The 322-nt window shown below is 70.8% G+C and carries 1 protein-coding gene; it reads right to left on the minus strand.

The genetic code is table 11. The features are described from left to right. Positions 1–140: 140 nt before the first annotated feature. Positions 141–322: PDZ domain-containing protein (locus tag B3T77_RS06815; protein WP_292078296.1), on the minus strand; the 182-nt coding region annotated here is incomplete at its 5' end.

Below are 322 nucleotides of genomic sequence, written 5' to 3' on the forward strand. Positions count from 1 at the left end.
TTCCAGTTTACGGGCTCCGGCGGCCGATGCTTCCTCCAAGCGAGCGCCCGCCCTGCCTTTCCCCTCCCCCTCCCTGGCAAGGCGGGCGTTTCGCTGTCTGGAGCCTGCCAGACAGCGCCGCGTCGGCGTCTGACCCTGCCTTAAAGCGACAGGGTCAGGTTCAGGGCCTCTCCATTTCTGAGCACGGTCGCCTCGACCGATCCCGAGGCGCCCTGTAGCGCGATCGCGGCTGCGCGAGCGTCGGCGACGGGCACGCCTGCGATGGCGGTAATCACATCGCCGGCCGTCAGCTCGGCCTGGGCGGCGGGCGACCCGGCCGCGA

It is taken from the genome of Brevundimonas sp. UBA7838, from assembly GCF_002500885.1.
GTDB lineage: Bacteria > Pseudomonadota > Alphaproteobacteria > Caulobacterales > Caulobacteraceae > Brevundimonas > Brevundimonas vesicularis_C.